Below are 25,448 nucleotides of genomic sequence, written 5' to 3' on the forward strand. Positions count from 1 at the left end.
ATTGATCGGCTCCTTTCCTAGTTTATGAACTGAACACATCTTTCAATGCGGATTCGGGATCAGGGTAGCTGCTGTCTCTTGCAAACTGGTATGCTTCATCGACTTCTTGTTTGGCGCGCTTTTCCATTGTTTCCAGATCGGTTTCATTGATGCTCTCGGATTCAGCCAGCATCTTTTTCAGCTTGAGGAGCGGATCCATTTGGCGAAGCCCCGGCACTTCAGTTTGATCACGGTATAATTCTGGATCTCCCTGGAAGTGGCCGAGGAAACGGTAGGTTTCGATTTCGATGATGGTCGGTCCTTGACCATTGCGTGCTCTTGAGACCGCTTCCTCAGCCACTTTGTACATGGCGATTGGATCATTGTCTTTTACGTAAGCACCTGCAATTCCGTAAGCAGACGCCCGTAAGTCATTTGATTCTACGGATGTAGATGATTTTTTCGGTACTGAAATGCCGTATGAGTTGTCTTCAACTACTACAATAAGCGGTAAATTCCACACGGCTGCCAAGTTCAGTGATTCGTGGAAAGCTCCGGCATTCGCTGCACCTTCACCGATGAAAGCGACAGCTACCCAATCTTTTCCTTTCATTTTGCTGGTCATCGCAGCGCCAACTGCGTGTGGAATACCGGCGCCGACGATTCCGCCGCAAGAAAATTTCACTTCAGGATCAAAAAGATGCATATGTCCGCCTTTCCCTTTGCCCAGACCGGTTTCCTTTCCGAAAATTTCAGCCGTCATTTTCTTTAAATCGACGCCTTTGGCAATGGCGTGATGATGGGGGCGATGGGGAGCCGTCACCGTGTCGTCTTTTGTCAAATGTACACAGATTCCGACTGCGGCCGGTTCTTGTCCAGTGGCCAGATGCATTTCACCTGGTACCGTCCCAGCTCCAATATTGAATACTGGTGTTTTGCCTTCCATATACACTTCTGCCATCTGGTCTTCGTAGTAACGAATTTTCACCATCTGTTCGTACATCCATACCATTTTTTCCATGGATACTGCGGGCTGTTTTTCTTCAAACATAGTCACTCCTTTTCCTCCTTTCGAATGATTAACAAGTTGCATCCAATGGCAGGCGGCAAATTTAAATGTGTCTAAACATCTTCATAGTAACATCTTTTCATTAATTTATGTAAATATTCAGTTTATTTAAATTAGCCATCCTAAATGTGTATCCATTTCATGGAATTTATACTGGATCCTGCGCTCCAGGTGGACGCTTTCCGCGGGATTGCGCCGAAGCTAGCGAAGCGATGCAGGAGCATAACTTTGCCCTTCGCCGCCTTGCGCTCCGGATCCTTGAATGATGTGATTATCGGTCAAGTTATTTTTATATTGTTGCCTAGCTTGTCTTCCCTTTTTTGAAACCAAACGCTTCCAACCGGAATTCATCTGGATTAGACTTTTTCTACAGTCTGATTTAACTAATATTGATACATGCTATTAGAAGCACTATAATAAAACTAAAAAAACAACCAATAGGCACCTATTCAATAAACGAATCCCCAATACATAGTATAAATCGAAAGAAGGGGTTTAACATGTCGTTTCTATTGACTGGTAGAAGGTTGTTAAGTCTATCGACACCGCTGATTGTCACTGTCCTATTCGTCAATGGATGTCAAGATGCCCTCGGAATATCCAATTCAGATCCCATCAGTGAGGAAGGCTCAGGAGAAGAGGTTGATTTGGAACCACAAAGCGACTGGGACCATTACGAAAAACATACCAAACCCGAAATCGAACGTATCCGGGAACAGTTCAATCAAAGTTGGCAAGATCATTTTGAACCGTACGTTTCAGACCTAAGTGCGGATAAAGCAGATGTTTTGATGGAAGAGATGGAGGAATTCGAGGCAGAATACGGAGAGGTTCGCTTGGCCCTCGGTAGCTTAGAGTTTAAAGGAACGATTGAAGAAGTTCAAACGCTAAATGCATATCGCGGCAGTATGTTGGATGCCGTCAACAATCGCTTAAGAGCAGCGGATGAAGTCCAATACGGAGCAGCGCACAAGGTCGAAGATGGTGATATATCTTGGGATTTAGCCCGTGCCGAAGTCGAAGCGTCTCATGCCAGTGTCGTAGAAGCAGATGAGTTTTTATCCATATTCGAATCCGGAGTGTTATTGTTTGAATGATGAATTTGTAAGCTTGCGAAGGAAAGTGAAAAGACGTGGCCAATCTTCAAAAGTATAAAAGAAGACTATTGATTCGGAGCATATTCTGTTTTGAAGCGCTAAACTCAAAATGCCACCTTTAGACGTACTAGAATGAATCATTGTTTATTTTTAAGAAACCTCAATCGGTGAGAAAAAGAAGGATGAGGATTGATATTTTAGTCTCTTTTGTTACGCTAGAGTTCACACGCTTCGGAAGGGAGTCTTCAAATGGAGTCGTTGATGGAAATTATCCTCATAATCTTGCCTATTGTGTTTGTAGGAGCGATTGCTATATTTGTAATCACCCGGCTTAAAATCAAACAAAAGCGGGGCACGCTCGGCAAGAAAGAACCAGCAGAAGCTCAAACGATGTTGGACAGTTTGATTCCCCTCGGTATGATTTTCGGTAGCGCACTCGGTGTAGTTGTTGGTATCATTTTCAGCATTTCGTTGGGCAACGCCATTGTATTAGGGTCAGGAATTGGCATGCTGGTCGGCTATTTTGCATACGAATTTTACAGTAAAGAAGAGAGCCGTTCATGATTGCTGCTTTTGCTATAGCCTCTTTAGCATAGTCCGGGTTGCTGAAACTTTTAGGTCTCACTTGCGTATTAGAATCAACAAGTCTAATGAAACAAGGAGGTAATTTCATGGTTGCAGTCATTCCAGCATTGTTGGTTATCTTTTTAGGCGCTTATGCTGCTTCATCAAAAAAGAACAAACAACTCCATTAAATTATTTTCTTATTTCGATGCTCTTTCTATTTACTCACTAGAATTTCAAGTCAATAAAACCGTATTTCGGAGCCTTAAAGGTTTCGGGATACGGTTTTTTCATTGAGCAAAAATATAGAGAAATTACTTAAAGAAAAAATCTCTCATATAGTCTCCCGTTAAATAGTTGAATCTTTTTCAGCATAGCTTCCGTATAATTAAAGCGATAAGGCAAAAACAAATCTGCGCCTTTAACTGGCTTTACTTGGTTCAATGGCTTTTTAACGTTTCTACTTACTCTTCACGAAAGGCATGATTAAATGGGTACCGTTTCACTTGTTATCTTCCTCTTTATTCTTCCATGCGCATGGTTTTTCTGGACGAGCATGGATTTGAAAAACGGCAAAAAGAATAAAACACATTGGAAAATATCTCTGGCCGCTCTCTTTGCAGTGGTCCTGATCAGCGTCGGTTTAAATTATTATTTCTCCAATGCCTATCAGCTTTCTTTTTTTCAGAATGGATCTGAAAGCATAGTTGCACTCATTCTTTGTGCCGCATTCCTGCTGGTGATTGTCATCGTCAATCTGATCACCAGCCGTCTGTTTAAAGGTGCACCTAAATCAGTCCACAATCCTAAGGCAGTCAGGCGTTTCATGGCAGTATTCTGTGCTGTTATTTTGTTTTTCACCATGTGGGTGTATCCGTTGGCGGAGAAGGCATCGTATATCAACAAAATTGAAAATGCTCTAGCATTGTCCGAACAACAACAAGGCGATGAGGAAATCACAGTGTTGTTTATGAGCTCTGAAAGAAAATGCATGCGGACGAATACATCGAATTGCCATTCCCAATCCTACCAAAACGCATTCTTTCTTAAAAACAACTTAAGTACACAAAAAGAAGTCCAAGTGCGGATTCGAGCACTTGATTCCGAACAAAATGAATTGAAGGTAATCGATTCGGATATCATGACGCTGGAAGCAGGCGAATTAAAGTTGGTCGAAACGGAGGAATCATTTGATGAAGCGAGCATCTGGAGCCGCTCTTCCTTTGAAACGGATCGCCGAGTCCAATCTTATGAATCTCTCTACAGGTACCGTGATCGGGAATAACTCACACTTTCTTAGCTTAATGGAAATGGAGCGGGAGAAAACCAGCTTATGACATACCACCACGTTTCGCTGAAATCTGGTAAACTTAGCGATATTGGTAGGTAAATACTATAGAACACTGCAAAAAGAGCTTTTCAGGAAACTGGAAAGCTCTTTAAAAAACTTGGTGTTTCAATATAGCTGTCTTTAAAAAGCTTAAAAGAAATGAGGGATAAGATATGGAAAACATCTTTCTATTATCAGCTGCCTTAGCCATTTTATTGGTAATGGTTATTGTTATTTATTTCCGCAGAAAAAACAGGATCGTTCCAGAGGGTGACCAAATATCGCCCCAAGAAAGTGGCGCGCCAATCGACAATGACAAACCGGATGTGGAAGAAGATGCAAATGAACCCTTCCTGCCCCAAGTTACAGAAGTTCAAAATGAAGAAAGCGTAAAATCCAAATACAAAAAAATTGAAATTCCATCAGTGTTGAAGATGGATATCCAACAAACCCTTGCTGCTGGATCAATGATCATCGAAGATTATAAAACGTATAAAGTGGAATTCAGCCCTGAAGTTGTAAAAGGCTTGAAAGATAAAAGCATGACGCTGATTGAAAAGGCCAATGGCAAAGGCTATCTTCCAGCAGTAAACAAAGAAGGTGTGAAAGGGATATATAAGCAAGGGGTATTGGTAAGGAAAATCAATCCAGGATTGGTGGCACATGCGAGTTACGGTTTGTTGGCAGCTGTTGTCGGACAACAACAATTGGCGGAGATCCAAAGTTCGCTGAAAAGCATTGAAAGGAAATTAGATGCTCTTGTTCAAAATAGAGATAATGATTTTGCTGGAAAAATCGAATCGAGATTTGGTTATTTTAAAGAAGTCATCGAACGTTTTCGGAGAAACGGGATTACCCTTGGCGGAGTGGAAGACCATAAAATAGAAGGGTTTTACGCAGACACTCTCCAAGATTTGAAAGTTTTAATGAAAGACCTTAAAGCGATTGGCAATCAGATTGAAGGGTTAAAGGAATATGAAAACATTCGCAAATGGGGTGAAGCCCCGGTAAAAAAAGAGTATGAAACCCTCATTGAACAGTTTGAAAAGAAGCAAGAGCTGGTTCGATTAAATATAAAGTTTATCGAAGAATGTTACGAGCCCTATCTCAGCACCATACGGAATTACGGGGAAGTCAATGTGAAATCACAAACCTTGTCTGACTTGATAGTCGAGAACCATTCAATTATCAATAACATTGAAGACAAAGTCAGAAGTATTGAAGAAAATTACAAAGTAAAGATCAACTTAGGCATAAAAGCTTTGAAATACCGGGATTTGGGAAGCTTAAAAGAACTTGTGCCGGCAAGAATCGATCAGCAAAAAGACATGGCTCAAGAAGTCCCTTCAGAAATATTAGTGGAGACGGCCGATGGAGGCAAGGTATATGCGTATATTCCAAAGTGAAAATCGGAAACCCGATCCAGAAAAGATGCAATACTAAGAGAACCCGCAACGTAAAAGCCCCTCTTTTACGTTGCGGGTTTTATTGTTTATCTCAACTTTTGACTCTGTCCAACACCCCGAAATAATTCCCCTTCGTCAGCTGAAAAATTAAAGTTTTTGCCAACATCTTATCTATAAAAATATCATTGAAAAAAGTTTTTTGATATGATGGAAAACTTAGATAATTTATATGCGAATATGGTATTATCAAATTAAAAAATGCAGCACTGTTTTATATTTTGACACGAAGAAAGGGAGGTGGCTTTCAGGAAATATGAATGATTTACTGGTTGAAAACACCCTCATTTATTAGAAGGGCCAAGCCACTGGGGATTGCCCATTTCTTTGATCTCGAGATTTAGTTGTGTTTAAAAAAGGAGGGGAAGATGAAATGACACTTGTGTCGAAGTCGTTAATGCCTGATATCTTTTTCTTGCCGGAATGGGGAAAAATTTATGCGAGACAGGAAAAGGGCGGACATGAGGTTTTTGATTTCGCAACGGATTATGGACAGGTGTCTTATCAATTTGTGGTGCGGCCGATTCCAATTGATGTAGGAGGCGTCAGGTACTACGATACCATCACCCCTTTTGGACCATGTGGGCCGGTGATTATCCGGTGTGCTGATGGCAGAAGAGCTGAACTCGCGGCGTCATTCGATGCAGCATTCCAGGAATACTGCAATGACCACAACATTGTTTCTGAATACGTCCGCTTCAATACATGGGTGAAGAATGCTGAAGACTTCGAGAACATCTACAGCCTCGACAACCGAGGAATATCAACGTATATTGACTTGACTGTGGATGATTATTTTATGGACGAATTCACTTCCAAAACGCGTGGGCAAGTTCGCCGAGCCTTAAAAAACAATGTGGAAATCGAGTATGATTACACGGGTTCCACCGTCGGCGAGTTTCATCGGCTTTATGAAATCATGGCGAAGCGCAACGACATTCCGGATCATTACCGTTTCTCAAAAGAGCTGCTGGCCGAATCGTTCTCTTTGCTGGAAGGAAAACAATTCATCGTCTATACGAAATACAACGGGAATTATATTTCGGGTTCTTTGTATGCGCATCATGGGGATTTACTGCATTACCATCTGACAGCGAATGACCCTGATTTTTTCCATGTCGCGGGCAATAGCCTGGTGCTGAACGAAGGGTGCCGCTGGGGAGTTGAGCATGGCATGAAGCACGTACATCTCGGCGGATCTACCGGAGAAGAACTGTACCGCTTCAAGCGAGGGTTTACGAAAACCGAGCCACTCGACATCCTGACCGGCAAGAAAATCCGCAATGAAACGATCTATAAGCTCCTGTCGGATTATCAATTGAGCAGAGGCGACGTTGAGAATCCCAACTATTTTCCGCTTTACCGAGGATGACGCAAGCTTAAGCGTTTTGATGCCACAGGCTTGTCTGGAATAAATACACTGCCGCACTGAAGGAATCCATTTTCCTCGGTGCGGCATTTTTTATGATGTGCTCGGATTATTTAAAGGATTGGTGCTGAAAAGAGGATGGCACGTTTTACTTCATCGCTATTTTATTTCCATAGAACGATGGTTTCTTTGATCCGGTTTTCCAATCCCCGTGCCAGCCGCGCGATGATTACTAGCAGTACTGCCAAACTCACGATCAACACAACAAGATTCGGTGTGCTCTTCGAATACAAATCATTGATATTCGATACCATGAGCCATTGCGGGAAAAATGGATTCATGAAGCTTTGATAGACGGCGATCAGGTTGTTAGCGATATGGAGCAAAATCGGCACGAGCAGATTGCCGGTCTTTAAGTAGAGGAGCGAAGCGACCACCGCGAATAGGAATGCGCCGAAGAAGTTGACGTGGAAAAGGGCGAAAATCATACTCGACAAACCGAGCCCGCTCCAAAAGCCTAATGCTGCCATCAATCGGCTTAAAATCAGTCCCCGAAATACGAACTCTTCTGCGATCGGTGCGATGATCGACAAGATGAAGCTGGTCGCGATTAAGTACCACAAAGCATCAGGGAACGGCTGCGGCGTCAGCGCGAAATTGACCGTAGCGGGAGCGATGGGCAGGAGTGCTCTTAACTGCAGCCAGTAGACACTCATGGAAAATGCCAATACCAGCGCGGTAAGGCCAAAAATCGGCAATACCCACTGGAGGATGTTGCGGAAGAAAACCAGTTGGCGCAGTTTGACGCCCCGGTTTTTAAAATGATAGCTAAGAAATGACACAGGCAAAACGATATAGAAAATCAATTGAAGTGCGACACTGATAAGGAGCACGTTTTGTGTAGCCTGCAGTATGATGAAAATCGCCACAATGAATGCACCCGCCATCCAGCCGTGTACAAATCGGGATCTTTTTTCCTCGAACATCGTCAACGCCGCCTTTCGTTTCAGGTTGCAATCGATAGATACCATGAAAAATATAAATGATTTCGCAATATGCTTTTGAGAGAAAAATATCATTAAGTCAAATTAATAACTTTAATTTATTTTAATAATAGCATGGCTTTAGACTTTAAAAATATTTATCCGACTCTAAATGGGCGATAAAAAAGTTCTGTAGTAGAAGAACCTTAAATTTGTTTTGCTTGATCTCGTAAGCCCAAACAACAAAAGGATAGATTGGCGGTTTTCGTATCTGGACTGTTGGTTTACAAAATTAGGTTCCATTGGTATATTGAGCGTGAATGCGATAGTCCGCAAATACGAATAAGGAAAAGAGGTTGGAAGAATGGATGTAAAATTCCCTATTGGAAAATTAGAAGTTCCTGAAAACGTGAAAGCTGAGCATATCGAGGAATGGCTCGGGAAAATCGGAAATTATACCGTGCGGTTGCGGGAAGTGGTCGATTCTTTGAGTGAAGAGCAATTGGGCAAAAAGTATCGGGAGGGCAGCTGGACAGTTCGTCAGCTTGTGCATCATATTGCAGATTCCCAACTCAATATGTACCAGCGCCTGAGACTGGCTTTGACGGATGACAATCCAACGGTTCCCGCTTTCAATCAGGAAAAGTGGGCGGAACTTCCGGACAATGAATTGCCGGTGGAAAGCTCGATCCGCATCCTGGAAGGGCTGAACGAACGGATTGTGGCACTTGGGCAGCAACTGGATGAAAAGCAATTGGACCGTGTCTTTACCCACGAAACGAACGGTGAAATCAGTGTCGCTACCAAACTGGCGAAACTCTGCTGGCATGAAGAGCATCATTTTGAGCATATCAAGATCGCTTTGGGAAAATGAGTTCTTCCTTTATTTCAATCGACATTAAGGCTTAACAAGGAATGGGCATTTACGTGATTCCGCACAAGAGCTGAAAGCCGCTAAACAACTCTAATCGAATGCTTACGCAAACGAAAATTCATATTCTTAACTTTCCACACCTGAGGCAGTACACTATCAGGTGTGTTTTTTTATTCATGTGATAACATTCAAGGTTCTGAAAAAGAATGCTCGTACACATTTTCGTTTCTTTTGCAGAGATCAGTTTTACGGATTAACTAATTAGGGAAGAGAGAATGTAGAAGGCTTGTATAAGGAATGTTTCAGATTGACTGGATTCGGCTGTGTATAGCGATCTTCATGGAACAATAGAAAAAACGACTGAAAGGATGCGTTAAGATGAATGAAAGTACGGTGAAAAAAACCACGATCTTCACCATAGTGAATTTGGTTTTATATTTTTTGACGCTTGGCGTTAATTACCTCGGTTCTTCCGGATTTTTCAATGGCCAGAGCCAAGGAGATATCTCCGACCAATACTTGACGCTGATCTCACCAGCGCCTTTTACGTTTTCGATTTGGGGCGTCATCTATAGTCTGGTGCTGATTACGTTGGTCTATATGTTTATTAAACGGAAAGATGCAAAAGTCATCAAGCTGGTCTTGTTGATCACGCCATGGTTTGTCTTGCTTTCGCTGTGCAACATGGGCTGGATCATTGCGTTTTCCTATGAGCGATTGGGCATTTCCACGGTTCTGATCATCGGCATGTTGTTCTCTTTGCTTGTTATCATCGGGAAAATCTATACGCATCGCTTTGAAGTTCCATCGACGCTTGCAGGACTAAGTTTCACGTTCTACTGTGCATGGGTGACCATCGCGACCGTCGTCAATGTCTCGTTGCTTTTGGTTCAGCTGGAATGGAACGGTTTCGGCATTTCTTATTCGGTTTGGACGCTGATCATCTTGGCGGTTGCTGTCGCATTTGTCCTCATTTATTTGACGAAGTATAAAAATGCGGCCTATCCACTGCCTTTAGCATGGGCGTTTTTCGGAATTTATGGTTCGTATGCGAGCGGTCGGGTCAATCCGGAATTAGCGGCGGCCATCCAAGGCTTTTTGATTGCCGGCATCGTGATTTTCCTGATTGCGGCAATCTGGAGATTCATTAAGAACGGAAACTCTCTCTTCTTGAGACATTCGGATCAATAAAGTCTTTAAAGATAAAAGCAGACACAAAAGCTCTTTTCAGGAGTTTTGTGTCTGCTTTTTCTTTCTGCCCCATTAATGAATATCCCGTTTTCTGAAACTTCCGCCTCGAACTTCGGCTACATCGTAAACTGCGACGAATGCGTTCTTGTCAATTTCAAAAATGATTTCTTTCATTTTGCTGTCTTCCAGCCGGTTGATGATGCACGTAACTTCTTTATACTGTTCGTTCGTGTAGGCACCTTTCACGAAACTGTAAGTGGCATTGCGTCCAAGCCGGTCGTAGATGGTCTGGACAAGCAATTCCGGTTCTTGCGAAATGATTTTATACGTCTTGGATCCGCTGAAACCTTCTTCAACCAGATGAATCACTTTAGAAGCAATGAAATAGGCGATTCCTGAAAGGAATGCGCCTTGCAGGCCGAACACAAAGGAGACGACAATAAAGACAAAGATATTCAGGAACAAGATCATGTCACTTGTCCCGAATGGCAATTTGCGTGAAAGCAGCACGGCCAGCATATCGATGCCATCGAGCGCCCCGCCGTTGCGGAGGGCAAGGCCCATGCCGAAACCGATGATGATCCCGCCGATCACCGTAACCAATAAAGTGTCTCCTTCAATGATGGTCGGGATGTGGTGCATAATGGTTGTTGCGTAAGCAAGGGAAGCGATGCCGATGATGGAGTAGATGGCAAAGCTTTTTCCAATCTGCTTATAACCTAAATAGACGAATGGAATGTTCAGTACAGCAATCAGCAAGCCAAGCGGCAAGCCGAATAATTGGGAGCCGACGATACTGAGGCCTGTGATTCCGCCGTCTGAGACATTGTTTGGAATCAAGACAGCTTCAAGGCCGTATGCGGTGATGAACGCACCGATGATGATGGGCAAGGCCCGTAATATCACTTTCGCTTTGTTCGCTTTTCGTTTCGTGTCTGGTGCAGTCATTTTAATCCTCTTTCCTATCGTTTCATGGTGGTAGTTTTTCTCTCTAACTATTAAATATAATCGTTTTATTGCTATTTTAGTAGGATGAATTTGAAAAAACGCAATCTGGTATAGATAAAATCTCGACGAATCTTCGCTCAATAGGGAAGGGGAAATTCTGAACGATGCCGATCAAATATGGTTTTTGCCTTCGTATTTAATTGGTTTGTATTGTGAAGGCGTTAGATTGACAGAGTCTTGGAATTGTACTATTATGACTTTGAATTTTATAAGAGATTACCGGTTTTGTTAGGAATAAATGCACTCTGCCAAAAAACCTTAAAGCCAAATTTTCGAAAGAAACCCAGCCGCCAACCAGCCATGGTTCCTCAATGCTAAATACTTAGGAGGTTCTTCCATGAAACCGTTGATCGTCTATTATTCCCACTCAGGAAATAATGAAAAATTGGCAATCGAACTGCGCGACAGAATCGGCTGTGACATGTATGAAATCAAAGAGAAAAAGAAACGGAAAGATTTGGCCATCCTTATGGATTTCCTGGTGAAGCGCAATTCGCGCTTGGCTCCGTTGGATTTTGATGTCAGCGACTATGGACCGATTATTCTCTTGGCACCTGTGTGGGCAGGAAAAGTTGCCGCACCGATGCGGACATTCATCCAAATGGAAAAAGACAAGTTAACGGATTATTCCTTTATCACCTTATGCAGTGGTGCAGCTGGACAGCGGGAAAAAATAGCAGCCGAACTATCCGCTCTGACGCCGCAAAAACCAATAGCAGCTGCTGAACTGTGGATCAACAACCTGCTTCCGGAAGAGCAGCGTAATAAGATCAAGTACGCCACCAACTTCCGCGTTGAAAAGCAGCATCTGCAGCAACTTAATGAAGAAATTCAATTTTTTATTGAAATGGCCTTGCATACCCAAAAAGAAAAGGTGCTCCTGTAAAGCAACAGACTGTAGACCCGCGTCGTTTAATCGATTGGGTATACAGTCTTTTTTGGCTATAGAGAGAAGCAGATAGATAATGGAGATTGACCGCAAAGTTATAGGTGAAAATGAAAAACTACTTTCTGTGAATGAAGGAATTCGGTTACGGTAAGAATAGAATATAAGAAAAATGCCATCTTTAAATCAATAAAGATGGCATTTCACTGTTTAAGGGTATAGGGAAGTATGCACAGTTTTATGGATCAGCGAGAAGGGTGAGGCAGAAAGTTTTCGCCCATTTACGTAAGGAGGGCCAATCATGGATATTGGAATCATCGGAACCGGCAATATTGCTACGTATTTATTGGAACAAATGAACCATAACGGGCTGGCGAACGGAAGAATAACCGCAGTTTTCGGGCGCAACGAAGAAGCAGGCCATCGGTTGAGTGAACAGTTTCAAGTCGATTTCTATACAGATCTTCAAGCATTCTTGAAATTGCCGCTTGATATCGTAGTGGAAGCAGCTACTGTGGAAGCGGCCAGCCTCTACTTGAAAGACGTGGTGGCTCAAAAGAAAGACCTCGTGGTCAGCAGCATCGGGGTGTTTAAAGAAGCTGCTTTTTTTGAAGAATTGAAAAGTCTGGCGGAGTCTTCGGGTACGTATATCTATCTGCCGTCCGGTGCCATCGGTGGGCTGGACGTCCTGCAATCGGCGAAAGCGGCTGGTGGCTTGGAGCGGGTCCGAATCACAACCAGAAAATCACCAGCCTCGCTTGGCATGGAAGCAGATGTAGAAAAAGTGATATTCGAAGGTTCTGCATACGAAGCCGTCGGGAAATTTCCGAAGAACGTCAATGTGGCACTGGTGCTTGCGATTGCTGGAATTGGTGTCGACAAGACAAAAGTGCGCATCGTCGTCGACCCGTCCATTGAACAAAACACCCACACCATCGAAGCGGAAGGTGAATTCGGGAAGATGCAGCTGCAAGTCGAAAACAATCCGATGCCTAGCAATCCGAAAACGAGTCTTCTCGCGGCATTGAGCATTCTGGCCGTTCTGCAGAATAAAGATTCCGCGTTGAAGATTGGGAACTGAAGATAAGCAGATGGGCAGTGAAGGCAGATTTCCTACGGATCGTCTTACTTTGCCATTCATTGAATTCATAGCAAAAGACGTTTCCAGCATAGCCATAATTGGCTTTGCAGGAAACGTCTTTTGTTATTCCATCATCAAAGAAATGTCTGCAGCCGCTTCTTTCAAACGATGGATATACTCTTCTATTTTGTCTTCGTTTATCCGGAAATCCGGTCCCGCAATAGATAGGCCACCAAGTATATATTTACCTCCCCGAAGAATTGGGGCAGAGATGCCGATGGCGCTCTCGTCGACTTCGGAATTAGTCAGCGAGTATCCATTCTTTCTGATTTCAGCCAATTCCCGCTCCATCGTTTCTTTATCTGATGGGGAAGAGGCGGAGTTGATGAGGAATTGCTGGTGTTCTTCAGCTAAATAGGCCAGCAGGATTTTGGAAGAAGCTCCTCTGAAAATATCGAGAATTTGCCCTTCTTCGTAGGAGTATCTTAGGTTGTGCTTGCTTTCCAAATGTGCCAACACGACTACTTTAGAACCTTTGACTGCGGTCAGGTTGATGGATTCGCCTAAATCGTCACTGAGTTCCTGCATGATCGGCAATGCTGCCTCAATTAGCGAGGAGAAGGAATCTTCTTTTACGCGTGAAATTTCATCGACCAGCCAACCTGGTGCATAAAGGCCCTTTCCTACTGTTTCCAGAAGTCCTGCTTGAAGCAGTCCTTTGATTTGGCGGTATAAGGAACTTCTGGGGATATTCGTTTCAGCCAAAATCTTATCGATATGAAGTGGCGAACTGTTTGTATGGAAAAGCTGCAAAATTTGAAAGCTCATCTACCCACTCCTAACAGTCCCATAATTCGAGACATTTTATTTGTCTTAATATTCTTTATAATATACGATTCCACATAATAAATCAAAGCACAAAGGGGTTAATTTATGAGTACAAATGTAGTTTTGTTTCTGACTATCGGCATTGTGTTGTTTGGGATTGTTCTTTTTTCTTATTTTTTGGGACGAAAAAAACAAGGGATTGAAAATTGGTACGTAGGAGGCCGTTCACTTCCGCTTTATGTTCAAATCGGCACTCAGTTTGCGACGGTCATGGGAGGCGCTGTAATTGTTGGTCTGGTGGGAACGGCCTATTCGAGCGGTTGGTCGACGTTAACGTATGGATTATTGACCATGATTGGTTTTATTCCGTTCCTGTTTATGGCGAAATGGCTTCGAAATAGTGAGTTTGAAACAATGCCGGATATCATCAAAACAATTTATGGAAACCATCCGGTTTTATCTGTCTTGACGATTTTGAGTACCTTGATTGTTCCGTTCGGGTGGATGATTACACAGCTCGTCGGTTTCGGAAAGATCTTCTCGACCATTACTGGGGTGGATGCTTCACTGATGGTAACGATTTTTGCGGTCATCAGTTTGGCATTTGTCTTGCCTGCTGGAATGACTTCAGTGGCTTGGACAGATTTTATCTTCGGTTGTGCGATGGCTGTCGGAGCTATCGTTGCTTTCTTCATGGCGATGGATATGGGCGGTGGGTTCCAAACCATCATGACAAATACACCAAACGAGATTTCGGATTTTCCTAGCGGGCTTGTCGGTGTGGGAATGGGGACAGTGCTGTTTTGGGTATTTGGAGTCATGCCAGGAAATTTGACCAATCAGCAATTATACCAGCGTATATTCTCTGCAGATAACTCAAGAAACGCGACCATTTCCATTGGTGTAACCGCTCTATTGTTTGCGCTTGCAACATTTTGGTCGTCTACAATTGGTTTGACTGTACGTTCTCTTAATCCTTCTTTGGATAACCCTGAAAATGCGACTGGTTGGTTTTTGACACAGACACCAAGTTGGTTTTTGATTATGTTTGCTGTATTCATCGTGGCCACAATCATGTCTACGTTGAGCAGTGCGGTCCAGTCAGTCGTTGTGACTATCACGAAAGACATTTACACAAATTACGTTAATCCAAAAGTGGAAGAAAAGAAACTGGTTTCGGTATCACGAATCGTATCAGTAGTTGTCTTGGCATTGGCTGTTTCGCTGGCAAACTTCTATCCCCAGGCACTCAGTTGGATCGTCGCGTCATTCGCCTATTCGGTATCGGCATTGCTCGTTCCCATTCTGGGAGGGTTTATCCTGAGAGATAAGAACGTCTTGGATCATCGTGCCGGAATCGCCAGTATTGTCATGGGAATAGCAGGTTCTGGAATTGCCCATTTCCTTGGTTCAGACTTGTATGTCCTGTATGGCTTGATTGCATCAATGGTGGGGTTAATCGCATCGTATATCGTTTTATCGGTCGCGAACACATCCACGAAAGTGAAGGAGAATTAAAATGAAATTCGAAAAAGTAATCAAAGGACATATTGTGGCACCTAATGAAGATTTCTTAGGTGAAATTGGAATAAATAGTGGAAAGATAAGCGAAATTTCAAAGACAACAGGTGTGCTTGAAGGGGAAGATGTTCATGATTACGGAGAAAACTTCGTATTCCCTGGATTTATCGATGCCCACGTCCATTGCTACAGCAATCCAAATGAAGGAATCAAACAGGCTTCTTTTGCAGCGGCGAAAGGCGGAATCACAACTTTCCTGGATATGCCGTATGATTTGCCGGTCCCAGTAGCGAATGCCGAAGTGCTGAACAAGAAAATCGCAATCATCAATAAAGAGTCCGTAGTCGATATCGCCTTATGGGGAACAATTCCAAAAGAAAATGGCACAAAAGTAATCGATGAGTTGGCGGATGCCGGAGTGGCAGCCTTTAAGTTATCGACCTTTGAAACCGATCCATATCGTTTTCCGAGAATCGCGGACGCAGATATTTTGGAAGCAATGAAGAAAACGGCGGAGCGAGATTTGGTCATCGCTTTCCATGCAGAAAATGATGAATTGCTGACACGGTATATCGAAGAAGCCCAAACGAACAATCAGTTGAAACCGATTTACCACAATTTGACCCGACCACCAGTGACAGAAACGACTGCGGTCATCAAGTTGCTGGATATGGCTTCCTGGACAAATGCAAAACTGCATATCGTCCACGTCAGCCATGGGAGAAGCTTGGATTACATCAATTGGTTCAAGCAGCAGGGAACCAATGTCACAGCGGAAACTTGCTACAATTACTTATTATTGACTACGGAGGATCTGAAGAAACACGGTCCTAAAGCAAAAATTAATCCACCTCTGCGACAGCCTCAGGAAGTGGCGGAACTTGAAGGCTATTTGCTCGATGACAGCATTGACTTTATTACATCTGACCATGCACCGTGGCAAAAAGCGGATAAGTCAATCGGTGATGACGATATCTTCAAAGCGAAATCAGGAACTCCGGGTCTGGAAATTATGATTCCGTTGCTGTTTGATTATTTAATACGGAGCAAGGAGTTGTCTGTAAGCCACTTTGCTGATTTGCTGGCACTCGCTCCTGCCAAGCGTTTCAATCTACTCCACAAAGGATCAATTGAGTTGGGGAAAGATGCTGATATTACGGTTATTAACAATAATACAGCATGGGAAATAGATGAAAACAACTTTCTCTCCGTATCTGATATTTCGCCTTACCATGGCCATCAAGTAAACAATCAAATTGAAGCGACATTTGTCAGAGGACAAATGGTGTACTCCGCTGAAGTGGGTGTGAATGAGCGTGGAACTGGCCGTTTTGTTAAACCAAACGAATGATTGGAGATGTAGCAGGAAATGAAAGTGAACAATCAACGATTAATGGAACTCTTAGCTGAGGTGAATCAAATCAGCTCAGACGGTGAAGGCATTACTCGTCTGGCTTATACGGAACAAGAACAAACAGCTTTGGACTGGTTCATTGAAAAATGCCGGCAGTATGCTATCCGAACGCATCGCGACGCCATCGGTAATGTATTTGGAACTATAGGGCCGGAAAGTGGGAACGGTATTCTGATCGGTTCGCATTTGGATTCGGTCAGAAATGGAGGCGAATACGATGGGGCATTGGGTGTGGTTGCGGGATTGGAAGTGTTAATCACATTGGCGGAGAGCGGAGAACCATTGGACAGACCTGTAACAGTTGTGGCTTTCCGTGGTGAAGAAGCCAATATTCTGGGCGGCACATTTGGAAGCCGTGCATTTTGTGGACAAATTCAGTTTGACGATGATTTTATCCAAAGGCTGGCCAATACACCATTTACTCTTCAGCAAGTGAAAGAAACAGCAGGTACGGAACATTACAGTAATTATTTAGAGCTTCATATCGAACAGGGTAAAAAATTGGAAGCCAGCAGTACGGATATCGGAATCGTCCACGCGATTGCTGGAATCAAGCGACTTGACGTCACGGTTCATGGAGAAGCTGCGCATTCGGGTACTATGGGGATGAATGAACGGGATGATGCGTTGATCAGCACAGCGAAGATTCTATTGGAGTTTGAACGAATCGTTAAAATATTCGGCGAGCCGAACGTTGGAACAGTGGGAGAATTGGCTGTTCACCCGAATTTAGCCAATGTGGTGCCGGGACAAGTTGATTTCACGCTCGAAATCAGAGGCATAGACATCAAAATGATGCGTGAAATTGCGGACCGGTTTTCAAGTTACGCATCTGTCCATCACAAGGTGACGATCAATCCGAATATCGAAAAAGCCCCTTCTGACCTATCGGAAAAATTAATTGCGACAACCAAACAGGTCTGCAAGGAAACTGGAGTGGATTACCAGGTAATGATGAGCGGAGCCAACCATGATGCCAACTCATTGGCAGCGGTTATGGATTCAGGCCTCATCTTTATTCCTTGCCTTCATGGCATCAGCCACAACCCCAAAGAATATGCAGCTCCCAGTAATATTGAAAAAGGTGCCAATGTACTACTGGGAAGTGTTTTGAAGTTGGCTGCGGAATTAAACTAGTGGATCTCATGTCTCAGCATCCTACCACATTCGAAGCGGACTTCGAATGTGGTTTTTATTTTTCAAACTTTTTAATTTGGAAAATTTGGCTTACTATTTAAGAAATATGAAAGAAATGCAGATTGTTTGAAAGGGGAGAAAACATGAAATTTTCGTGCGCAATGGTCAATAAGCAATTGAGGTTCAAAGGGATGCTGCTGGATAAGTTGGTAACGAAATCGTCGGAAGAGGCGTTTATCCAGTCGATGCACAATTCGAAAAACCAGATGGATAAACGGTTTAAAGGGAGAGACAAGGAAGGCTTGGCGTGCAGCGAAGAGTGGGTGAGCCGCGGAGATGGTTCTTCTATTCGTGTACGAATCTATAAACCGCTCCGTCGGGTGAAGAATATACCCGGAGTCTTATGGATTCACGGCGGCGGTTACGCGCAAGGAGTTCCGGAGATGAGCGACGACTTGTACAAGCGTTTGATCGACACAAGCGATTGTGTCATTGTGGCACCGGATTACCGGCTGTCGATCGACGCGCCTTATCCGGCAGCGCTGGATGATTGTTACAAAGTCCTGTTATGGATGAAAGCCCATGCAAAAGAACTGGGAATTCGCGACGATCAGCTGATGGCGGGAGGCGAAAGTGCGGGTGGTGGATTGACGGTTGCACTGGCATTGCTTGCGCGTGATAGAGGAACTGCAAATCTGGCATTCCAGATGCCTCTTTATCCAATGCTCGATGACCGGATGCTGTCGGAATCTGCACGGGACAACAACGCCTATGTGTGGAATTCAGACACGAACCGGTGGGGCTGGAAATTGTATCTTGGTGAATTGTTCAACAAAGATGTGCCCATCTATGCCGCTCCTGGCCGTGCAGCGGATTACCGTAACTTGCCGCCAGCTGTCACGTTTGTCGGAGACATCGAGCCGTTCCGTGATGAGACGATCCAGTATGTCACTGATTTGAAAGCTGCCGGTGTTCCTGTCGACTTCAGGATGTACAAAGGCGCTTACCATGGCTTTGACATCATCAGTCCAAAAGCAGACATCAGCAAGGCGGCAAGGGACTTTTTGATGGAATCTTTCAAGTATGCGGCTGTACATTACTTTGCGCCTCAACGTTAATCAACTAGGGGAGATTGTGGCTATCTTATAATAAAAATAAACCGCCATTCCTTTTCCGGAATGGCGGTTGTTTCTATTGTCCGTATTGGGTTTTTACCAGCTCCAGCAGATCGGTTTTGCTGAGGTATTTTTCGGGAGCCAGGAAGGTCACGGTGACGACGCCCGGATGGCGGCCGATTTCAATGGCGCCGGTGATGGTCGAACGGTTCATGATTTCTGGAACAGTGACGCCGAAGAAATCCGCGGCACGCTGGAGTCCGTTTTCTGTGGCATCGTTCAAGTTCGGTCCAGATCCGATAAAGGACACCGGATAGGATTCTTCAATTTTAGTGACGTTCCAGGTGTCTGCAATCTGCTGTGCGGAATGTTTTTCCTCTGCGGTGAAAGGTTTCGCCGTGTACGGCAAGTCTTCAACGTTCGGCAGCAAGATCGGTCCTTTTATGTTCAAGCCTTTCAGCACATGAACCTGGAGGTGGGCGATGCCCGAAACGTCTGCAGTGTGGCCAGCGATTTCACCGTCACCTTGCATGGCGTGCATATCGCCGAGGTAAACACCGCCGCCGGGAACTTTCACTGGACAAATCAATACAGCGCCGGCACGCACCCGGTTGACGTCCAGATGGCCATCTGTCCGGTGGGTTTCCAACTCTTCCTGTGTGCTCTTGTAATCATGTGCAGCACCTACCAGAAAAGAACCGAAATCGCCGGCGTTGTGGGAATCGGGGGTCGGGCGTGATGGTGTGGTCCCTAATTGGCCAAGAAATGGCCGCATGCGTGCCATCGTGCCGACTAAGTCGTGCGGTGCGAACGTCACCACTGGGTTCTGGACGGAAGCTTCGGGTGTTTTCATGAACGTCCGTCCAGCTTTCGCAATGGTTTCGGCAGCTTCCTGAGGCAAGGTCAAGCCGACATCGCCTTTTTCACCGAAAAAGATGGTATAGCCATTGGTGAAGACAAAAGGAGTCGCATCCGCTCCGCAGTTAGCACAGCGTATGGCTTCCATGCCGATGCCTTTGATGACTGTTTCGGGATTTTTTGTGCCGCATTCCGGACACTTGGCTGCTACGTAGCCATCGCCGTCTGCACGGTCTTCGATCATTTGGTCGTTGCCGGAAGCCGTGGCTTGTGAAGTTACGGTAATGGATTGAATCCGGATGGCAATGGCATCTCCGGGTTCAGCCCCTTCTACGTAGACGGGCTTGGTCACTTCATGGCCGCCTTTAATGCTTGGCGTAATCATCGGTCCCCAACAGCCCGGCGCCGTATTGGCGATGATCGTTCCGCCGTCTTTTACTGGTCCCAGCATTTCTTTTCCGGGATCCAGAATGCCATCTACAAAATGATTCACGAATAATGTCTCAACCGCTGTTTTATTCACAAAAATCCTCCTCTTTCCTTAAATTGTCTGACTACTTGAATTATAGTATGTGGAAAACATCTTTAATAGTTTTCAGCTTCGGCATGTACCGTTTTCTGAAAAGAGCTATAAAGGAGGTGCTGCCTAATGATGAAAATATTCGTACTGTGTTTAGCTTGTTTCTTTGGAATTTCAGGTCTGTGGTTAGCGTGGATTAATCTACATCTAGTGGGTGGGGGTGAAAGTGAGGCGGAAATCATGTATAATGGTCTGATGGCTCGTTACAAAAACATGGGAAAGATCACGGGAAGAGTGGTTTTGGCTGACAAATGCCGTTCGCTTCCGTGATGAAAAAGCAGGGAGATAGACTGATTTAACAGATGTTAAGAACAACTAGTTAAGTGGAAAACTGTCCGGTCCGTTAGCTGGCCGAAACAGTTTACAAGGGTTAAATACGATTGCTTCTTCAAAAAAAATAAGAATTATATTGGTTTTTGCATGTATACATATGTTGTCCAATGGAAGTAAACCCGCCGCTAATAATTTAAGACGGGAGCTATACACTAAGATGAAAAAAGTTTCAGGAGTATTTTTTAGTTCAGTGGCTATCATGTTGGTGCTTGTTTTGTTCGGTATCACCATGCCGGATACACTGGAAAAAGTAACAGGCAATATGCAGGCGTTTATCACGACGCATTTTGGCTGGTATTATTTATTGGTTGTCACGTTTTTTGTAGCAGTTTGTGCTTATTTCTTATTCAGCCCGGTTGGCCGGATCAGACTTGGAAAACAAGATGAAAAGCCTGAGTTTTCACGCCCAACTTGGGTCGCAATGATTTTTAGCGCCGGTGTCGGCATTGGATTGATTTTTTACGGAACAGCTGAACCACTCAGCCATTTTGCCATCAGTTCACCAACCGGAATCACAGGAACTGAAGAAGCCGCAAAAGACGCCATGCGGTACACGTTTTTCCATTGGGGCATCCACGCGTGGGCGATTTATGGGATTGTCGGACTGACTGTCGCTTACTTTACGTTCAGAAAAGGCGAACTCGGTTTAATCAGCAAGACATTGCGCCCGCTATTAGGCGATCGTGTTGACGGATTCGTCGGAAAAGCGATCGATGTCATCGCTGTGGTGTCAACCGTAATTGGGGTAGCGACTACCCTTGGCTTCGGTACCGCGCAAATCAACGGGGGCTTGACCTACTTGTTTGGCATTCCAGCAAGTTTCTTGATGCAGCTTGTCATCGTACTTGTGCTGACGGTTTTGTTTTTGGTTTCAGCATCAACCGGTCTGAGCAAAGGAATCAAGATTCTAAGCAACGCCAATATGGGATTGACGGCTGTCCTGTTTGTTTTTGTATTGATTTTTGGGCCGACTTTATTAATTATGAATTTATTCACAGACACGCTTGGTGCGTATGTCCAGACATTCGTCAATATGAGTTTCCGCTTGGCTCCGTTCAATGAAGAAGGCCGCGAGTGGATCAATGGCTGGACCATCTTCTATTGGTCTTGGTGGATTGCCTGGTCACCGTTTGTCGGTATTTTCATTGCCCGGGTTTCAAGAGGCAGAACCATCCGGGAATTTGTCGTTTACGTCTTGTTGATTCCTTCGCTTATCGGGTTTATTTGGTTCTCGACATTTGGGACAGCAGCAATTTCAGGAGAAAATACGGGTGCTGTGGCTCTTTCCTCATTACCGACTGAAGCTTCGCTCTTCGGTTTGCTGGAGCAGTATCCATTCAGTTTAGCGTTGTCGATTTTGACCATTCTGATCATCATCACTTTCTTCGTCACATCTGCCGATTCAGGCACTTATGTTCTGGGAATGATGACGTCGAATGGATCACTTTTCCCGAGCGTACGAATCAAATTGATTTGGGGCTTTTTCCTTTCTACTACAGCGCTTGTCCTTCTCTATTCGGGAGGGCTGCAGGCATTGCAGAATACGATGATTATCGTGGCTTTCCCATTCTCCATGGTTATTGTTTTGATGACTTTCAGTCTGATCAAAGCAGTCAACCTGGAAGCGAGAGAAATGGGCATTGGCCAGTTGAAAAAGAAAGAATCCAAAAAAGAAGTAAAAGTTCGATAAGAAAGAAGGAGTTTGCAGTGTACGATTTCCCAAAAGACACGTTGACGAGCTGAACATTTGGTCTGTTGTCTCTCTTCCTGCTTATTACTCTTTCATTGGTGAAAATTGAATCATAAAAAAGGGGATACCAACGACTTAACGAGTTGTGGGTATCGCCTTTTTTGTTGAAACGTATTTGGAAGAGGAGACGAAGTTCATCAACTGGAACTGCATCTCCTTTTCTTTATGATTTGTCCTGATAGATGGCTCTTGTACCTGGAGGCAGAGTCAACAATTCCAGCAATTGATCCACCACTTTTTTTCTTGTCTCAAAGTCGAAAGGCTCGCCGCATGGACGGCCCATTTTAAAGGGAACATGGAGCGTGCGCGGAGCTCCGACTTTGTCCGTGATTTCCGGGAACAAGGTGACCATCGCTGTTGGAATATGTGAAACTTCTAAAGCCCGGGCATACAGCCCAAGCACGTTATGGCAAGATCCTCAGCCAGGCACCAGAAGCGCTGCATCAATGCCTTCGTTATTGAACAGTTCGACCACTTTTGGAATGAAATCTTTTTCGGCTATGGCTGTATCCAGAATGCCGCCGTTCAATCCAATGTTCACATTGGAAGCCACGCCAATCTTTCCATCCGCCGCTGCTTTTTTCAGCTGCTGGAGCGGAAACACGATGGACGGATCGGTTTTGGCGAACTTTGTATCGATATAGATATGCGTCACTGTCAGTTCCTGTTCGGTGACGTCATTGGGGATGAGCCGAAACGAAGGGTCTCCGGCCGGGTTGTCCACGTCAAACGGTTCGTCCGATTTCAAGTGGACGCCAGCAGTCGAAACAAGTGCCACTTTACACTGAGACAACGGCTTTTGCAAAAAGGCTTCGGGCAGACTTTTGTTTTCTTTCATATGGTTCATGGTGAACTTCTGGTAGGCCTTCGTGAAATTACTTGAAAATGTCCGTGACAGCTTCGATTTGACTTGTGTCTTCATTTTCATGATCAGCCATTCCTCCAGTTCCATTCGTTTACTGGATAGTATTCGCTGGCTTCTCGGAAATTCCTTTAAGATTTTTGTGATTTTATTGCGTGGCCATACAGCTGCTGTTTTTCTTCACCGTTTAGATCCATTTTCATGAAATGAGAAGAGTGGAAATAACATAAAAAAGTAACTGGAAATGTGTTAGGAATTATTTCCTGCTATGTTACTATTAGACTGTGTAAACGAGTCAGCTGGTGTTGAGGTGAAGACTTGGAAGCAGATCTTAAAAGTGGAAGGGAGCCGGACAGGTGGAGTTCAACTACAATATATCCGAAGAGGCATATCTGCAATTTAACGACTACTATGCAAAGAATTCAGAGACAGTGAAGAAATCGTTGATGATTCAACGAATAACAGTACCGATCATGTATTTGGTGATGGCCGTTTTTTTGTCTTTTGTATTGGATATGCCGGTTCTCTTTTTAATGATTCCGTTCTTTATTCTTGGGGTTTTATGGGCTGTTTTTTATCCTGCTTATTTCTATCGCCTGATCCGGCGCAATGCCCGGAAGATGGTTCGAGAAGGGAAAGGTGAAGGGATATTGGGAGACCATACAATGATTTTTACCGTAGAGGGCCTTCGGGAAATCAGTTCTACAGGTGAAAAAATGCAGTCTTGGTCAGGAATCGAAAAAATAGGCGAAGACCCATCCAACTTTTATTTATTCAATAGTGGAATGTCTGCTTATATTGTATCTAAAAATAAGATGGATGATGTTGATGGCGTCAGAAGATTATTGCATAGCAAGATTACTAAAAAAGTGTAAGTCCTATACTCATCCACTAAATGTCATGTATCGATACAGTGGCAGCTCCCCCAAAAAAGCAGCCCGGCAGATGATTCCATCCGCCGGGCTGCTTTTGCATTTAAAAGAAATCGATAACCCGCTTTAGCTTCTTAGCGCCAATGCCAAATACATAGCGACCGCGTCTTTGAACTCCGACGGATCCAACCCGGTAATGTCCCGGATCTTTTTCAGGCGATAGCCCAAGGTATGGCGGTGGATTTTTAAGCGGTCAGCGGTTTCACCCTGGCTTTGATTAGCGGCGAAGTAGGTGGTCAGTGTCTGGCATAGGGATTCGTTCAATCCTGCAAGAATTCTGCCGGTGAATTTGGCGACTTCATCTTCGGGATTCCGTTTCAACAGCGCCAACAATTCCACATCTTCGTAATAAATCAATTGCTGGCCGAGGGTTCCGAAATCCAGGGCATTCCGCGCTGCCAGGTAAGAAGTCCGGACATCGAATATGCTGTCGACCATAATGCCGACGCCGATTCTGCCCGGTGCGTTCTTTTGCAGAAAATGAAGCATATTGTATAGTTTGGCTTCCAACTCGGATGGATTGTCATTTGCCACCAACAGGAAAATTTCATTGAGTTGAGAATGGCCAGCGGCAACGGCATGTCCTGAAAATTGTTCTTCCAGCTGTTCGATAATCCGATGGGAAAGGGAAGGCATTTTCTTCAGTTCAATCAGCAATGTGACAAATGAAATCTTGCCTTCCAAGCCCATTTGGAAAATCCGTTCATGCACAGCGGCGGACAAGGGCTTGCCGCTGGTCAGTTCATCGAATATCAACTCGTTGCGTTTTCGGTTCCATTCGACATGGGAAGTGATGAGGGATTGGTGGACCATCATTTCCGTCGTCAATTGGACCAGCGTTGAAATCTCCTGGAGTTCTTCCGGCTTGCCGGTGATGCCGATGACCCCGACTAATTTTCCTTGGAAGTGGATTGGCATATTGATGCCCGGTTTCACGCCGTGCCAATTGTTTAAATCCTCTTCTGCGATGGATAATGTCTCACCGCTTTTGGCTACATGCGCGGCGCCTTCGTGAATCTTTTCGATTCGTTCGGCTTCGCCTGAAGCCAAGATCATGCCATTGGGGTCCATGACGTTCAAATTGCGGTTCAGGCGGATCATGGTTTGTTCGACGATTTCTTCGGCTAACTGTTTTGTGATCATAACTTCTCCTCTATGTATATTTATTCTAACTATTCCGCCAAAAATATATACATCAAGTATAATGTATCTCCCTGACCTTTT

Annotated in this window: 24 protein-coding genes; 16 read left to right on the forward strand and 8 right to left on the reverse strand. The window is 44.3% G+C overall.

Features of this window, described 5'->3' with window-relative positions; genetic code table 11:
* Nucleotides 1-22: 22 nt before the first annotated feature.
* Nucleotides 23-1,030, reverse strand: a complete 1,008-nt coding sequence (locus tag QMA04_RS10025; protein WP_290185788.1) for a thiamine pyrophosphate-dependent dehydrogenase E1 component subunit alpha — start codon at nt 1,028-1,030, stop codon at nt 23-25.
* Nucleotides 1,031-1,548: 518 nt separating this feature from the next.
* On the opposite strand from QMA04_RS10025, the gene QMA04_RS10030 reads away from it, so the two are divergent.
* The 5 genes from QMA04_RS10030 (at nt 1,549) to QMA04_RS10050 (ending at nt 6,874) form a co-directional block, all read left to right on the forward strand.
* Nucleotides 1,549-2,145: a hypothetical protein gene (locus QMA04_RS10030; protein ID WP_290185533.1), complete on the forward strand. Its 597-nt coding sequence runs from the start codon at nt 1,549-1,551 to the stop codon at nt 2,143-2,145.
* A 261-nt stretch (nt 2,146-2,406) separates the two neighbouring features.
* A complete protein-coding gene (locus QMA04_RS10035) occupies nt 2,407-2,709 on the forward strand; it encodes a hypothetical protein (RefSeq protein ID WP_483313718.1) in 303 nt (100 codons plus the stop codon).
* Nucleotides 2,710-3,271: 562 nt separating this feature from the next.
* Nucleotides 3,272-3,994 carry a hypothetical protein gene (locus QMA04_RS10040; RefSeq protein ID WP_191716287.1) on the forward strand — a complete coding sequence of 241 codons (723 nt, stop codon included), beginning with the start codon at nt 3,272-3,274 and terminating at the stop codon, nt 3,992-3,994.
* Between the two features lie 218 nt (nt 3,995-4,212).
* A complete protein-coding gene (locus QMA04_RS10045; RefSeq protein ID WP_290185537.1) occupies nt 4,213-5,445 on the forward strand; it encodes a DUF1572 domain-containing protein in 1,233 nt (410 codons plus the stop codon).
* Nucleotides 5,446-5,875: 430 nt separating this feature from the next.
* Nucleotides 5,876-6,874, forward strand: a complete 999-nt coding sequence (locus tag QMA04_RS10050) for a GNAT family N-acetyltransferase (protein WP_290185538.1) — start codon at nt 5,876-5,878, stop codon at nt 6,872-6,874.
* Between the two features lie 161 nt (nt 6,875-7,035).
* On the opposite strand, the gene QMA04_RS10055 is transcribed toward QMA04_RS10050, so the two are convergent.
* Nucleotides 7,036-7,857 (reverse strand): CPBP family intramembrane glutamic endopeptidase, encoded by an 822-nt coding sequence (locus QMA04_RS10055; RefSeq protein WP_290185540.1) that lies wholly within the window; start codon nt 7,855-7,857, stop codon nt 7,036-7,038.
* A gap of 361 nt (nt 7,858-8,218) precedes the next feature.
* On the opposite strand from QMA04_RS10055, the gene QMA04_RS10060 reads away from it, so the two are divergent.
* Complete coding sequence (locus tag QMA04_RS10060; protein WP_191716283.1) at nt 8,219-8,728, forward strand: YfiT family bacillithiol transferase; 510 nt, start codon at nt 8,219-8,221, stop codon at nt 8,726-8,728.
* 378 nt (nt 8,729-9,106) lie between these two features.
* Nucleotides 9,107-9,919 (forward strand): TspO/MBR family protein, encoded by an 813-nt coding sequence (locus QMA04_RS10065; RefSeq protein ID WP_191716282.1) that lies wholly within the window; start codon nt 9,107-9,109, stop codon nt 9,917-9,919.
* 72 nt (nt 9,920-9,991) lie between these two features.
* Here the strand turns inward: QMA04_RS10065 and QMA04_RS10070 are convergent, their stop codons facing one another.
* Nucleotides 9,992-10,867 (reverse strand): YitT family protein, encoded by an 876-nt coding sequence (locus QMA04_RS10070; RefSeq protein WP_191716281.1) that lies wholly within the window; start codon nt 10,865-10,867, stop codon nt 9,992-9,994.
* A 397-nt stretch (nt 10,868-11,264) separates the two neighbouring features.
* On the opposite strand from QMA04_RS10070, the gene QMA04_RS10075 reads away from it, so the two are divergent.
* Both QMA04_RS10075 and nadX read left to right on the forward strand, forming a co-directional pair.
* Entirely contained in the window at nt 11,265-11,813 is a 549-nt protein-coding gene (locus QMA04_RS10075; protein WP_290185543.1) for a flavodoxin family protein, read from the forward strand.
* A gap of 301 nt (nt 11,814-12,114) precedes the next feature.
* Complete coding sequence (nadX, locus tag QMA04_RS10080) at nt 12,115-12,894, forward strand: aspartate dehydrogenase (RefSeq protein WP_290185545.1); 780 nt, start codon at nt 12,115-12,117, stop codon at nt 12,892-12,894.
* A 123-nt stretch (nt 12,895-13,017) separates the two neighbouring features.
* On the opposite strand, the gene QMA04_RS10085 is transcribed toward nadX, so the two are convergent.
* Nucleotides 13,018-13,722, reverse strand: a complete 705-nt coding sequence (locus tag QMA04_RS10085) for an IclR family transcriptional regulator (RefSeq protein WP_191716278.1) — start codon at nt 13,720-13,722, stop codon at nt 13,018-13,020.
* A 105-nt stretch (nt 13,723-13,827) separates the two neighbouring features.
* On the opposite strand from QMA04_RS10085, the gene QMA04_RS10090 reads away from it, so the two are divergent.
* The 4 genes from QMA04_RS10090 (at nt 13,828) to QMA04_RS10105 (ending at nt 18,912) form a co-directional block, all read left to right on the forward strand.
* Nucleotides 13,828-15,240, forward strand: a complete 1,413-nt coding sequence (locus QMA04_RS10090; RefSeq protein ID WP_191716276.1) for a sodium:solute symporter family protein — start codon at nt 13,828-13,830, stop codon at nt 15,238-15,240.
* A 1-nt stretch (nt 15,241) separates the two neighbouring features.
* On the forward strand, nt 15,242-16,594 hold the full coding sequence (locus QMA04_RS10095; protein WP_290185549.1) for a dihydroorotase: 1,353 nt from the start codon (nt 15,242-15,244) through the stop codon (nt 16,592-16,594).
* A gap of 18 nt (nt 16,595-16,612) precedes the next feature.
* The gene (locus tag QMA04_RS10100; protein WP_290185551.1) at nt 16,613-17,794 is read left to right on the forward strand and encodes a Zn-dependent hydrolase; all 1,182 of its coding nucleotides are present in this window, start codon (nt 16,613-16,615) and stop codon (nt 17,792-17,794) included.
* Between the two features lie 143 nt (nt 17,795-17,937).
* A complete protein-coding gene (locus QMA04_RS10105; RefSeq protein WP_191716273.1) occupies nt 17,938-18,912 on the forward strand; it encodes an alpha/beta hydrolase in 975 nt (324 codons plus the stop codon).
* A gap of 73 nt (nt 18,913-18,985) precedes the next feature.
* Here the strand turns inward: QMA04_RS10105 and QMA04_RS10110 are convergent, their stop codons facing one another.
* Nucleotides 18,986-20,290 carry an acetamidase/formamidase family protein gene (locus QMA04_RS10110; protein ID WP_290185553.1) on the reverse strand — a complete coding sequence of 435 codons (1,305 nt, stop codon included), beginning with the start codon at nt 20,288-20,290 and terminating at the stop codon, nt 18,986-18,988.
* Nucleotides 20,291-20,416: 126 nt separating this feature from the next.
* Between QMA04_RS10110 and QMA04_RS10115 the strand changes: the two genes are divergently transcribed.
* On the forward strand, nt 20,417-20,617 hold the full coding sequence (locus QMA04_RS10115) for a hypothetical protein (RefSeq protein ID WP_191716271.1): 201 nt from the start codon (nt 20,417-20,419) through the stop codon (nt 20,615-20,617).
* A 220-nt stretch (nt 20,618-20,837) separates the two neighbouring features.
* Nucleotides 20,838-22,370, forward strand: coding sequence for a glycine betaine uptake BCCT transporter (locus tag QMA04_RS10120; RefSeq protein WP_191716269.1), 1,533 nt, complete (start codon nt 20,838-20,840; stop codon nt 22,368-22,370).
* Between the two features lie 223 nt (nt 22,371-22,593).
* On the opposite strand, the gene QMA04_RS10125 is transcribed toward QMA04_RS10120, so the two are convergent.
* Both QMA04_RS10125 and QMA04_RS10130 read right to left on the reverse strand, forming a co-directional pair.
* Nucleotides 22,594-22,833, reverse strand: coding sequence for a hypothetical protein (locus tag QMA04_RS10125; protein WP_191716268.1), 240 nt, complete (start codon nt 22,831-22,833; stop codon nt 22,594-22,596).
* 15 nt (nt 22,834-22,848) lie between these two features.
* Entirely contained in the window at nt 22,849-23,358 is a 510-nt protein-coding gene (locus QMA04_RS10130; RefSeq protein WP_191716266.1) for a glycine/sarcosine/betaine reductase selenoprotein B family protein, read from the reverse strand.
* Between the two features lie 290 nt (nt 23,359-23,648).
* On the opposite strand from QMA04_RS10130, the gene QMA04_RS10135 reads away from it, so the two are divergent.
* Nucleotides 23,649-24,167: a YcxB family protein gene (locus QMA04_RS10135; protein ID WP_290185555.1), complete on the forward strand. Its 519-nt coding sequence runs from the start codon at nt 23,649-23,651 to the stop codon at nt 24,165-24,167.
* A gap of 123 nt (nt 24,168-24,290) precedes the next feature.
* Here QMA04_RS10135 and QMA04_RS10140 read toward each other — a convergent pair whose 3' ends face one another.
* Nucleotides 24,291-25,367, reverse strand: coding sequence for a CdaR family transcriptional regulator (locus QMA04_RS10140; protein ID WP_290185557.1), 1,077 nt, complete (start codon nt 25,365-25,367; stop codon nt 24,291-24,293).
* Nucleotides 25,368-25,448 lie beyond the last annotated feature (81 nt).

It is taken from the genome of Planococcus sp. APC 3900 (assembly GCF_030407735.1).
Taxonomy (GTDB): Bacteria; Bacillota; Bacilli; order Bacillales_A; family Planococcaceae; genus Planococcus; species Planococcus notacanthi.

Excerpts from the sequence above, each read along its gene's own strand:
- QMA04_RS10115 (WP_191716271.1), top strand. The coding sequence starts at position 20,417 with ATGATGAAAATATTCGTACTGTGTTTAGCTTGTTTCTTTGGAATTTCA.
- QMA04_RS10070 (WP_191716281.1), bottom strand. The coding sequence starts at position 10,867 with ATGACTGCACCAGACACGAAACGAAAAGCGAACAAAGCGAAAGTGATA.
- QMA04_RS10085 (WP_191716278.1), bottom strand. The coding sequence starts at position 13,722 with ATGAGCTTTCAAATTTTGCAGCTTTTCCATACAAACAGTTCGCCACTT.
- QMA04_RS10060 (WP_191716283.1), top strand. The coding sequence starts at position 8,219 with ATGGATGTAAAATTCCCTATTGGAAAATTAGAAGTTCCTGAAAACGTG.
- QMA04_RS10090 (WP_191716276.1), top strand. The coding sequence starts at position 13,828 with ATGAGTACAAATGTAGTTTTGTTTCTGACTATCGGCATTGTGTTGTTT.
- QMA04_RS10065 (WP_191716282.1), top strand. The coding sequence starts at position 9,107 with ATGAATGAAAGTACGGTGAAAAAAACCACGATCTTCACCATAGTGAAT.
- QMA04_RS10105 (WP_191716273.1), top strand. The coding sequence starts at position 17,938 with ATGAAATTTTCGTGCGCAATGGTCAATAAGCAATTGAGGTTCAAAGGG.
- QMA04_RS10075 (WP_290185543.1), top strand. The coding sequence starts at position 11,265 with ATGAAACCGTTGATCGTCTATTATTCCCACTCAGGAAATAATGAAAAA.
- QMA04_RS10140 (WP_290185557.1), bottom strand. The coding sequence starts at position 25,367 with ATGATCACAAAACAGTTAGCCGAAGAAATCGTCGAACAAACCATGATC.
- QMA04_RS10050 (WP_290185538.1), top strand. The coding sequence starts at position 5,876 with ATGACACTTGTGTCGAAGTCGTTAATGCCTGATATCTTTTTCTTGCCG.
- QMA04_RS10055 (WP_290185540.1), bottom strand. The coding sequence starts at position 7,857 with ATGTTCGAGGAAAAAAGATCCCGATTTGTACACGGCTGGATGGCGGGT.
- nadX (WP_290185545.1), top strand. The coding sequence starts at position 12,115 with ATGGATATTGGAATCATCGGAACCGGCAATATTGCTACGTATTTATTG.
- QMA04_RS10095 (WP_290185549.1), top strand. The coding sequence starts at position 15,242 with ATGAAATTCGAAAAAGTAATCAAAGGACATATTGTGGCACCTAATGAA.
- QMA04_RS10045 (WP_290185537.1), top strand. The coding sequence starts at position 4,213 with ATGGAAAACATCTTTCTATTATCAGCTGCCTTAGCCATTTTATTGGTA.
- QMA04_RS10120 (WP_191716269.1), top strand. The coding sequence starts at position 20,838 with ATGAAAAAAGTTTCAGGAGTATTTTTTAGTTCAGTGGCTATCATGTTG.
- QMA04_RS10030 (WP_290185533.1), top strand. The coding sequence starts at position 1,549 with ATGTCGTTTCTATTGACTGGTAGAAGGTTGTTAAGTCTATCGACACCG.
- QMA04_RS10025 (WP_290185788.1), bottom strand. The coding sequence starts at position 1,030 with ATGTTTGAAGAAAAACAGCCCGCAGTATCCATGGAAAAAATGGTATGG.
- QMA04_RS10100 (WP_290185551.1), top strand. The coding sequence starts at position 16,613 with ATGAAAGTGAACAATCAACGATTAATGGAACTCTTAGCTGAGGTGAAT.
- QMA04_RS10035 (WP_483313718.1), top strand. The coding sequence starts at position 2,407 with ATGGAAATTATCCTCATAATCTTGCCTATTGTGTTTGTAGGAGCGATT.
- QMA04_RS10130 (WP_191716266.1), bottom strand. The coding sequence starts at position 23,358 with ATGAAAATGAAGACACAAGTCAAATCGAAGCTGTCACGGACATTTTCA.